The organism is Quyinboa ferrireducens (assembly GCF_042436675.1).
Classification (GTDB): domain Bacteria; phylum Bacteroidota; class Bacteroidia; order Bacteroidales; family UBA5342; genus JBHJHP01.
The window spans coordinates 238293-248780 of sequence record NZ_JBHMVA010000001.1 but is presented as its reverse complement, the minus strand read 5'-3'; the positions used below and the strand labels follow the sequence as shown (position 1 = coordinate 248780).

Sequence of the window (10488 nt, the reverse complement as noted above, 5' to 3'; positions counted from 1 at the left end):
TTGTAAATTAGCTTTAATTTTAGTGTGACTTAATATATCTAAGGGTCTGAAATGATAAAAAAACACAAAAAATTAATATTGTCTGTTGTTTTTGTTCTGACTGCAGTTGTGGCATTCGGACAACGATCACTGGAATTGTCAGTAATATCTGCATTTGGGGAAAATTCGGAGAGTACTTCCTATAATATTTCTCAAACCATGGGAGAACTGATGACTGAAACTTTTGAAGGTCAATCCGGTAGTTATTTTTTAACCCAGGGTTTTCATCAGGAAACAACTGTAGTTACAAGCATTAATCCTGAAGAGAGCGATATTGGTTTAGTCTATCCGAATCCAACAAGAGACAGGGTTTATGTAGATTTGAACAAGACAAGTAAAAAGATTGTAAAACTGGATCTTTATGATATTACCGGAAAGATGATTAAAACGGAGTTAGCAGATTTAAGGTTTAATGAGGGAATCTCACTTTCGGAGTGTGAGAACGGTATTTATTTGTTACGGATTTCAGATGTTAATGGGGAACTAATACAGACTTGCAAAATAGAAAAAATACAATAGAATGAAAAAAATTACTTCGTTGGCATTATTGTTATTCATTGTAATAGCAGCTAATGTAAGCTCACAGGGTTTTAACTATCAAACTGTACTAAGAAACAGTGCTGGTAAAGTAGAAGCCAATACTGCTGTTGTGCTTAAGTTTACCATAAAGCAGGGATCGGAATCGGGTACATCCTTGTATTCAGAATCACATGACGTGAGTACCAATACATTTGGTGTTATCAGTGTTGTGGTTGGAGAAGGAACTTTAATTTCAGGAGATTTTTCCACTATTGACTGGAGTAACGGGCCATATTATCTGAATGTGGATATTGATGGAGAAGATATGGGAACTTCTCAACTGAACAGTGTTCCGTTTGCAAATTATGCTAAAATGGCGGAATCAGCTCTTACTGCTGATGCTGCAACTTCGGCGACCAATGCTAATCATGCAACTTCAGCAGATAATGCAACCTCCGCCACGAATGCTGACTATGCAACCAATGCAGGTCACGCTACGAATGCAGATAATGCAACATCGGCAACTAATGCGGATCATGCAACCAGTGCTGATAATGCTACCTCTGCAACAACTGCCAATGCTGCCAACAATCTGAATATTACCGGTGCAGCAACAGGTGATGTCCTTTATTATGACGGATCAAAATGGGTAAGGCTTGCAAAAGGGACTGATGGTCAGGTATTAACTGTTGAATCAGGTATTCCTGCATGGAAAGATGCAGCCGGCAGCGGTTCCACGGGGCCTGAAATTGGAGAAGCTTATGATGGTGGAACCATTGTTGAAATATATCCGAATGGTGATGTGTTGTTGGTTTATAATACACAACTTCTATATGACGATGGAGGAGGAAATATTAGTGCCACCTTTGATTATGCAAAAGCTACAGCATTGGTTCCATCAGGATGGCATATACCTACAGTGAAAGAGTTTACGGTTGTAGAATCACATTCAGAGCTTTTGCCTGATGTTGTTTGGGTGAACACGGATGATTATTTAACATTCTGGACCGCCAGTGACTTTAACGGGGGAGGAAAATTTACTTACTACAGTGGTTTTTACAGCCCTTTACCAACAGATGGAGCCGGTCGTTTACTGGTTGTAAAAAAGGTTCCTTATTATTAGATTCCTTAACTACTTTAAATAAAAGCCAAAAGGGCGGTTGCATAGTTGTAATCGCCTTTTTTATTTTAGAATGAAGGCTGGTTAGAATCTTTTAATTAATCCCAGGTAAACCCGGTTATACAGGTTGCTGTCTTCGAGTGTAGCTTCATAATTAGCTGTGATCTGAAGCTTTTTCAGAATTCTATAGGACAATGAAAGTTCGCCAATCTTCTGGAACATGCCTGTCGGGGAGTTGGTAAAGTTGTAATCAATCACCCTGAAATTGAGCCTGCTGTAGAGTTTGCCTTTGCAGAAATCGCGGGACAGATTAAATGCATACTGCATCCCATTCAGATAGCTTGTGTTCAGCATTGTAACATTGATGGCTGCTGTGGCATCAATCCACGGCACCTTGCTGTATGTGATGTACGCGGATGCATTATTTGTAGGCGCCGGATCACTTTTACGGTAACGATACCCCGCATTGAGCGATGCCGTAAAATAATTAAAGGGTCTTAGTAAGACCTGAAAACGAAATCCCTGCCGGGTTTCATTCTCAAGGATGCGATCTGCCAGGTTTTTAAAGGATTCAAAATAGATAACATTCTTACGTGCATCGTAGGAGGTAAAAAATGAAATTTTCCGCCAGGGGCGGTAGCGTAATGACAGGTAAAGCCCTGTTAAATCAAGTGTGCTGGTTGGAACATCATTTTCCAGTTTGTACAAATCCAGTTCACACGATGCAAAAACATTCAGGTTTTTAACCAAAGAGTTGCTATGCTGAAAGTAGGCAAACCGGCGGTCTGTTTTATTTCCGTTCATCTGCTCGAACATGGCTAAAGATGTGCTGGCATTTCCTTTTTTAGTCTTAAAGCTGTGTGCTACAAAGCCCCCAAACTGAGGCAGATTTGTATTTATGCTGTAATCTGTGTAATCCGGCCTGGTTCCACCGGCCAAACCGAAGGTGAATTTTTTGTATCTGGTTTGAACCTGAATGCCATCGATGGCTCCTATATTTGCTACGTGTGTGTTAATTTTTCTTCCGAACCAGACATCGGTATTCTCCGAGATATCGTATTTAAGAGCCAAAGAATAAATCTTAAGCCCGTTGAAAATGTTATCCTGTATCTGACTCCATTCTCCCGAACGGTGTGTAAAACTTATGTATGCATCTGTTGATACTTTGGATCCTCCAAGATGATCTCCCTGGAACGAAAGCGTATAGCGCATCCGTTGGTTATCTGATACATCGGTGTTTGAAAAATTTGAATAAGATGCAACAGCAATCCGTCCGTAAATGCGTTGTTTCTCTTTTCGTTTAGCGCTTATTTTTTCTTTTTCAGCGCGTTCTGTTTCTGGTTTCTTTGTTACAATTTTTACTTCCGGTGCTTTGCTAACAATATTAGCACGTCCTATAACAACATCATCTATGTCCGGTTCAATACCGGTTAAAGGTTTTGTAACACAGGAAATGGAGGAGGTTTGTGTGACTATCAGCGATGGAATAAGTTTGTCCCCTGATTTAATCGATAAGGTATCTCCTGTTGATATGCCTTCTGTTGAAGGAAAGCTAACGTAAATATTTTGCATGCTGACATAAGAAACGCGACCTTCTATGGTCTTTTGAAATACTTCCTGAGCATTTCCTGTAAATGTAAGGAGAAGTATTGCAGATATGGTGGCAATCAGTTTCATCATAACGTAGTTTTAGTCGTCAGCTCTTCCAATAGGGTGGCACCGGTAACATTCATTGCTTACCCATGAGTAATCTCTTACTTCATCGTGTTTTCTGTCCATGGCACTTTTGTTATGTTCATGGCAATCAGTACATGTAAAAACGGAATAGTTTTGTGAATCATTGTGGCATGTGACGCACGAATTCCAGACATTTTTGTGTTTTCCCGAGTAAATCGGAAAATAGACGTTGTCATGTTCCCTGTAATCTGCAGGATTCCAGTTTTCTGCCAGCGTATGGCATTCTTTACAGTTCTGAGAAAATCCCAGGTCCGGATGATTTGGGTTTTGTGTCATCTCATAATCCGATGCATGGCATTCATAACAATCTGCAGTAACCGACTGAAAGGGTTTATCCACACCGTGACAAGTGATGCAATCAACCCCGGAATGTCCCTGTATCAGTGGGAAAAATCCATGTTCAAATCCCGTAGCATTCCATTCTGTTGAATGCAGACTGTGACATACTTCACATTGGGTAGAATAACCTGCCTCGGAATGATCCGGATTTGTCGTGGCCTGGTAATCCTTCTGGTGACAGCTGTAACAATCAATACCTAAAACATTGAACTGTAAAAATGAAGCCGATGGATGGCAGCTGTAGCAGTCTATGGCATTATGAGCCCCTGTTAAAGGAAACCGGCTCATTTCGTGAACTTCTGATATGTCGCTAACAATCCATGTGGTTGTGTTGTGACAAATTTCACAGCTTTGCCCTACAGTATTCTGATGGATATCGGTATGACAATCCATGCATTCTGTTCCTGCATCTTTAAAAACCAGTGAGGTATGGCATTGTCTGCACGTATTCATTTTATGCTGGCCTGTAAGTTTGAAGCTGGTTGTATCATGATCAAAACCGGATTTAGCCACAAGATCCCATTCATCAGCTGTATGGCAGACAGCGCAATTCACATTAAAGTCGTCACCATGCGGAGACTGGCTGTATGTTAGGCGAGCAATAAGCAGGATAGATACTATTAGAATCTTTTGACGCATTTATCTAATTTAATCAGACCTTCCGTTAGGATGGCATGAGTAACAACTTTCGCTGGCATACACATAATTCCTTACTTCCCTGTGATGACTATCTGTATCTGTCTTATTATGTTCATGACAAGTGATACAGGAGAATACACCGAAGTTGGAAGCGTTGGTATGACAGTCGATACAATTATTCCATTCACCACGGTGTGCCCCGCTGTAAATCGGGAAATACTGTGCATCATGGTTAAATGTGGATGGTGACCATGCACTGGTCGTATGGCAATCCTCACACACTTTCGGGAAATTCGCCGCTGCATGATTTGGATCTGTTGCTGAATTATAATCGCCGGCATGACAGCCATAGCATTCAGATGGTGTATTGGTATAACCTTCGGAATGACACCGGATGCAATTATCGGCTATCGTTGCATGCGCACCTGTCAATGGATAAAAATTGTCGTGATTAAATGTGGACGGGCTCCATCCGGTTGTGTTGTGACAGGTTTCACAGGTGGTTGGAAACTGCGCATCCGTGTGGTTCGGATTTGTAGTTGCATTATAATCCTGTGCATGACATCCATAACAATTGTTTGGTGTATTGGTATAACCGTTGGCATGGCAGGCATTGCAGTTATCTGCAATTTCAGCATGTGCTCCTACCAATGGATATATTGTAGAATGATCAAACGTTGAAGGCGTCCAGCTGTTCGGACTGTGACATGTTTCACACGTGGTTGGGAAATGCGCATCAATGTGATTTGGTTCCGTAGTTGCATTATAATCCTTCGTGTGACAGCCGTAGCAATTATTTGGTGTGTTGGTATAGCCATCTGCGTGGCACAGCTTACAGTTGTCTTTAATTTCGGCATGTGCACCAATAAGAGGATAGAACTGATCGTGGTTGAAGATGGAAGGCGACCATCCCTGATCCGTGTGACATATCTCGCATTCGGTCGGGAACTTAGCATCAACGTGATTGGGATCAGTTGTGGCATTGTAGTCCTGTGCATGGCAGCCATAACAATTGTTCGGTGTATTCGTATAACCATCTTTGTGACAAAGCATACACTGATCTGCAATGGCTGCATGTTCTCCGCGCAACGGATAATAATTATCATGGATGGCAAATGTGGCTGGTGACCAACCCGGGTTTGTAGTATGGCACTGATCACAATTGTCAGGGAAGTTCAGGTCCTGATGAGGCGGATTCTGTGATGCAATATAATCCGCCGTATGGCAATCCTTGCAAACGGTTGATGTGCCTGCATAACCATTGGTATGGCAACTGAGGCACTCGGCATCTCTGTGTGCTCCTGTCAGTGGGAAGTTGGTAAGATCGTGATTAAAGGCTCCTGTTTTTGATCCGTCCGGATGACAGGCAAAACAAGCCTGATCGTTATAACTGTAACCACTTACACCGCCGTGTTCTTCGTCCGTATCAGCCTTATTATGTTCATGACAGGCCGTACAACTGTATTGAGTGTAATCTCCCGGAACCGTATGGCACTCGGTACAGCTTTCCCATGTACCGTTGTGTGTGCCGGAATAAACAGGGAAGTAACTGGCATCGTGAGCTTCAAACCTGGCTGGGGACCATCCCGGATGCGTGGTATGGCATTCTTCACATTGTTGTGAAAATCCTGCATTTACATGGGATGGATTATTTGTTCCGCTAAAATCTTCTGCATGGCAGGAATAACATTCATCTGACGTGTTGGTATAGTTATTATCCTTGTGGCATAAGGAACAATCGTTCAGATTATGTCCTTCTGTTAACGGGAAAAAGCTGTGATCGAACCCCTCTGTTGTCCAGGTTGTGGCATTCATGGTATGGCAATCCGTACACTCTGTTGAAAATCCTGAAGTGACATGATTTGGATTTGTGGTCGCCATAAACTGTTCTTTATGGCAGTCGTAGCATTCCACCCCCTGTGGATCAAACCGTAACATGGAGGCCGATTTATGGCAATCGTAACAATCGGCAGTGGCATGTGTTCCAACCAACGGGAAGCGACTGTTCATATGCATTTCCATCACATTATTCATGATCCATGAACCGGTATTGTGGCAACGGTCGCAGTCCTCGCCTACTGTATTCTGGTGAATATCGGAATGGCATGAAATACACGTTGTTCCTGCCCTGGAAAATTCGAGCGAAGTATGGCAGTACCGGCAGTCTACATTCTGATGCTGTCCGGTTAAAATGAAGCCTGTTGAGTCGTGATTAAAGGTTGATTTTTTAACCAGATCCCAGCTCTCCGGAGAGTGACATACATCGCAGCTGATGTTGAAATTGTCTCCGTGCGGCGACTGTCCCTGGCTGAATAAAGCGAGAGGAAACAGTAGCAAAACGATTATTTGTGACAGGTTGCGCATTCTATCTTTTCATTATCGTAGAGGTATTTTACATATCTTCCTTTCAGTGTTCTTACTTCGCTGTGGCACTGATAGCAATCCACACTGGCATGTGCTCCTTCGAGTTTGAACCTTGTGTTGTCGTGGTTAAACTTACCGGCTTCCCAGTTGTCAAAACCATGACATTGTTCGCAACCTTTCTCCCCGTATTTTTCAAACTGACCGCGATGTTCATCAGTATGACATTCCAGACAGGCACCTTTTAATGATGCAAATTTCTGTTCTTTAACCTGATTTTCATCTTTTGGGAAGTGGCAGCTGCTACAATCTGTTTGCGCATGTACTCCGGATAGTTCAAATCCGGTCTGATCATGATCGAATGTTACTTTGGCCCAGGTGTTTACTGTATGGCAATTCATGCAGCCATTGTTGTCGGTGTATTTGGCCTCCATGTAATCCTGGTGTATATTTTCGTGACAATCAGCACAGTTGGTGCCGATTTTTCTGAAGTGCCAGTCTTCCTGTTTTTTGTGACACGCAAAACAAGGCGTAGCCAAATGTGCACCTTCCAGTTTAAATGCTGACTCGTTATGCATCTCGATAGTGAAATTCGAGCGTTTAAAACCCTTTACTGTATGGCAGTCGCTGCAATCGGTATATTTTTTTTCTGCTGTAAATTCTCCTTTATGGTAGTCTTCGTGACAATTGTTGCAGTATTTGTGCTGTAAAGGATCGGTGTATTTTCCTGTGGTGTGACATTCTTTACAATCCACATTTACATGCATGCCTTCAAGCGGATAACCGGTCTTGCTGTGATCAAAAGTATTCATGCCCTTGATAACTGTAAAGGATTCCTCCGTGTGGCATTGTCTACAGTTCTGTCCGAATTTGTTGTTATGGACATCTTCGTGACAGCTGGTGCAATTGCTGTGATCTACGTTGGCAAAGTGCTGAAATTCTTCACCGTCAATTATCTCGTCTTTATGGCACTCAATACAATCCACCTGCTGATGTTTGCCTTTTAACACAAAATCGGTTTCATTGTGATTAAACCCCGGTGCAGGTCTGAACTTTTCATAGTTGTGACATTCCAGGCAGTTATCGCTTAACGTTTCGCGATGAAAGTCCTTATGACAGGCCAGACATTCCTGAATAAGGCCCAGATAGGTCATGGTTTTCTTTTTAACCTCCTTATCCTGTATAAATTCTTTCTTGTGGCAGGCTTCACAATCCTGATCTGCATGTGCACCTTCAAGTTTATAACCTGTAAGATTATGGTCGAAAGTTTCTGTGTTAAGATCAGTAAGGTCATATTCCCTTCCGTGATGTTCATTGTGGCATTCAAAACAAGACTTCCCTTTTACTTCGGAAGATGAATGGAAACCTTCTCCTTTATCAATACGCACTGCTACTTCTTTATGACAATCGAGGCACTTTGCATTGGTAACCTTTTTCCCAAGTTCATGACATTTAGTACAGTTGCTGATCCCTTCAAGATCCTGATGAAACGAAGATAAATCACCGGGGGAGATCTGTCCGAAGGATAGGATCATCGGTATGAGAAAAAGATATATAAGGAGGATTTTTTTCATTTGGGGACTTTTAATGCTTTAATAATGCCTCTCCGTGTTTTCTCGTGATTTTTATCCCAACCTTTTCAAGAAATTTGGTTGGTAATTCACCGCCGGCAAAAATATATACAAGGTCGTTGGGTATGATTTCCTCTTCGCCTGTTGCGCTGTTTTTAAGGATGACACTTTCAGGATGTATTTCAGCTACATTTGTGCTGAACCTAACTTCCACGTCTCCCGCTTCAATAGCTTTAGTGATGCGTGTGCTGTTGCCAGGTTTAATTCTGCTGAATGCATCACTGCGGTAGGATAGAATTACTTTATTGTTATCGGCAAGCAACATTGCGGATTCCACTGCGGAATCACCACCGCCAATGACCATGATTTTTTTATTATGAATATCTTCCGGTTCAAGCAGACGGTAAGCAACTTTTTCAGATATTTCACCGGGAACGCCAAGTTTTCTCGGAGTTCCTCGTCTTCCTATCGACAGAAGAACCCGCGATGTTTTTAACTCATCACCCGTTTTTGTTTTTATGATAAAGGAACCATCGTTATGAATGATTTCTTCCACCTTCGTTTCCTGACGAATCTCAATGCCATTTTTCGATAAGGCATTATTCCAGAGCTTCAGCAGTTCTTCTTTAGAGGTTTCATGCAGTTTTACTTTTCCCCATCCCGGCAGATCCATCTGATTGGTCATTACAATCTTTGAACGCGGAAAGGTATAAACAGTTCCTCCTAGCGTATCCTGTTCAAGCGTGACAAATTTCAGTTTATGTTGTTTCGCCGTCAGAGAAGCAGAAATGCCAGCAGGTCCTGCTCCTATAATAACCAGATCAAGCTGATCAGGTTTTGATTCCGGCAGATCCTTCAGAATATTCTCTACCGCCTGACGGCCCTGCTCCACCGCATTTTTGATAAGCCCCATTCCTCCAAGTTCTCCGGCAATATAAATCCCTTTTATGTTGGTCTCGAACTTTTCGCTCACATGAGGAAGATCGACTCCTCGTTTTTCCGTTCCGATACAAAGTGTGATGGCTTCAACCGGACAGGCATGAAAACATGCCCCATGTCCGATACAACGGGATGCATTGATCACGGTTCCCCTTCCACTGCTAATACCAAGAACATCTTTTTCCGGACAGGCCCTGACGCAGGCACCGCTGCGGATACAGCTGTTAATGTTGATGACCGGATGTAATGACACGGGTTCAAAGAGTCCGTGTTCCTTGGCAAATGATATCTTTTTTTCCGTCTGTTTGGTTTCACGGCGTAACTTGAAAAAGTAAATGCCGAGTATGACCAATACGATAAAAGCAACCGATCCGTAGATGATTACTTTTTCCAGTAATATGCCTTCCATTAAAATACCCATCTGTAACCAAATATTATGGTAATAACCACGTGAATGACCATGATGATTATCATGATCAGTGCAAAAGGAAGATGAGCCACGTGCCAGTAACGGAAAAGATTTTGCATCCGTTCCAGACGTTTGATTCGTCGTCCCAAGCTTTTTTCAGATTTAAAGTGCGACAGGGCTGTACGGATTTCCTGACCTGAAAGCTTCTTTGCCTTAAGCTCTGCTTTTAGTCTGTTGACCGCTTCCCTGCTTTTATTATCGGGTAAATCAAAAAGTGCTTCTTCAACGCCATAATCCTGTGTGAGTTTGAGTTTGAACTCATCTTTCAGATTATTCACTTCATTTAAACTAAGCGCCCTTCCTTCTATTGTTCTTGGGATCTGAAGATAGATGTAGCGTCCCAGTACACCGCTTAGAACCACAGCTACCATGCTCCAGAAACTTACTGATACGATGCCTCCGAATTTAAAGGAAGTATGGTATAGTACAAGGATTGGTCCAAGCGAACATAAGAATATATGGAACTCCAGCCAGTATTTAAGAACGCCAACTCTGGAAAATACTCTTAAACGTTTTCTTGCCATGTAAGTAAATATACCTGTAAGGATAAGAAGGGTTCCTATAATGCCATAACCATGAGCAAGAAGTCCGCTGGGTTTCAGTTTATCATAGTCCGCATGATGAAACCTGTCTGCAATATTCACATTGTAAAAAGCCCAGCCCCTGACAGCCAAAATAATCGCGATAGCGACTGTTATAAAAACAAATGACCAGATATAGAATTTATGAAACTTAGGTGACATGGTTTATAATAC

At 42.2% G+C, this 10488-nt stretch carries 8 protein-coding genes; 2 read left to right on the top strand and 6 right to left on the bottom strand.

Features of this window, described 5'->3' with window-relative positions:
* The first annotated feature begins 51 nt into the window (after nucleotides 1-51).
* Nucleotides 52-558 carry a T9SS type A sorting domain-containing protein gene (locus ACE01N_RS01045; protein ID WP_380583946.1) on the top strand — a complete coding sequence of 169 codons (507 nt, stop codon included), beginning with the start codon at nucleotides 52-54 and terminating at the stop codon, nucleotides 556-558.
* Nucleotide 559: 1 nt separating this feature from the next.
* On the top strand, nucleotides 560-1681 hold the full coding sequence (locus ACE01N_RS01040) for a hypothetical protein (protein ID WP_380583944.1): 1122 nt from the start codon (nucleotides 560-562) through the stop codon (nucleotides 1679-1681).
* A gap of 81 nt (nucleotides 1682-1762) precedes the next feature.
* Here ACE01N_RS01040 and ACE01N_RS01035 read toward each other — a convergent pair whose 3' ends face one another.
* Genes ACE01N_RS01035 through ACE01N_RS01010 form a run of 6 tightly spaced genes read right to left on the bottom strand, consistent with a single transcriptional unit; the run spans nucleotide 1763 to nucleotide 10476 of the window.
* Nucleotides 1763-3358 (bottom strand): hypothetical protein, encoded by a 1596-nt coding sequence (locus ACE01N_RS01035; protein WP_380583942.1) that lies wholly within the window; start codon nucleotides 3356-3358, stop codon nucleotides 1763-1765.
* Nucleotides 3359-3367: 9 nt separating this feature from the next.
* Entirely contained in the window at nucleotides 3368-4393 is a 1026-nt protein-coding gene (locus ACE01N_RS01030; protein ID WP_380583940.1) for a hypothetical protein, read from the bottom strand.
* Nucleotides 4394-4402: 9 nt separating this feature from the next.
* Nucleotides 4403-6757 (bottom strand): hypothetical protein, encoded by a 2355-nt coding sequence (locus ACE01N_RS01025; RefSeq protein ID WP_380583938.1) that lies wholly within the window; start codon nucleotides 6755-6757, stop codon nucleotides 4403-4405.
* Nucleotides 6736-8328 carry a cytochrome c3 family protein gene (locus ACE01N_RS01020; protein WP_380583936.1) on the bottom strand — a complete coding sequence of 531 codons (1593 nt, stop codon included), beginning with the start codon at nucleotides 8326-8328 and terminating at the stop codon, nucleotides 6736-6738. The genes ACE01N_RS01025 and ACE01N_RS01020 overlap by 22 nt, the downstream gene beginning before the upstream one ends.
* A 10-nt stretch (nucleotides 8329-8338) precedes the next feature.
* Nucleotides 8339-9685, bottom strand: a complete 1347-nt coding sequence (locus ACE01N_RS01015) for an NAD(P)-binding domain-containing protein (protein WP_380583934.1) — start codon at nucleotides 9683-9685, stop codon at nucleotides 8339-8341.
* Nucleotides 9673-10476 carry a hypothetical protein gene (locus tag ACE01N_RS01010; protein ID WP_380583932.1) on the bottom strand — a complete coding sequence of 268 codons (804 nt, stop codon included), beginning with the start codon at nucleotides 10474-10476 and terminating at the stop codon, nucleotides 9673-9675. Before ACE01N_RS01010 ends, ACE01N_RS01015 begins: the two co-directional genes overlap by 13 nt.
* Nucleotides 10477-10488 lie beyond the last annotated feature (12 nt).

What these genes read in the sequence shown, in the direction of transcription:
- ACE01N_RS01045 (WP_380583946.1), top strand. Translation starts at nt 52, where the DNA reads ATGATAAAAAAACACAAAAAATTAATATTGTCTGTTGTTTTTGTTCTG.
- ACE01N_RS01015 (WP_380583934.1), bottom strand. Translation starts at nt 9,685, where the DNA reads ATGGGTATTTTAATGGAAGGCATATTACTGGAAAAAGTAATCATCTAC.
- ACE01N_RS01020 (WP_380583936.1), bottom strand. Translation starts at nt 8,328, where the DNA reads ATGAAAAAAATCCTCCTTATATATCTTTTTCTCATACCGATGATCCTA.
- ACE01N_RS01035 (WP_380583942.1), bottom strand. Translation starts at nt 3,358, where the DNA reads ATGATGAAACTGATTGCCACCATATCTGCAATACTTCTCCTTACATTT.
- ACE01N_RS01010 (WP_380583932.1), bottom strand. Translation starts at nt 10,476, where the DNA reads ATGTCACCTAAGTTTCATAAATTCTATATCTGGTCATTTGTTTTTATA.
- ACE01N_RS01040 (WP_380583944.1), top strand. Translation starts at nt 560, where the DNA reads ATGAAAAAAATTACTTCGTTGGCATTATTGTTATTCATTGTAATAGCA.
- ACE01N_RS01025 (WP_380583938.1), bottom strand. Translation starts at nt 6,757, where the DNA reads ATGCGCAACCTGTCACAAATAATCGTTTTGCTACTGTTTCCTCTCGCT.
- ACE01N_RS01030 (WP_380583940.1), bottom strand. Translation starts at nt 4,393, where the DNA reads ATGCGTCAAAAGATTCTAATAGTATCTATCCTGCTTATTGCTCGCCTA.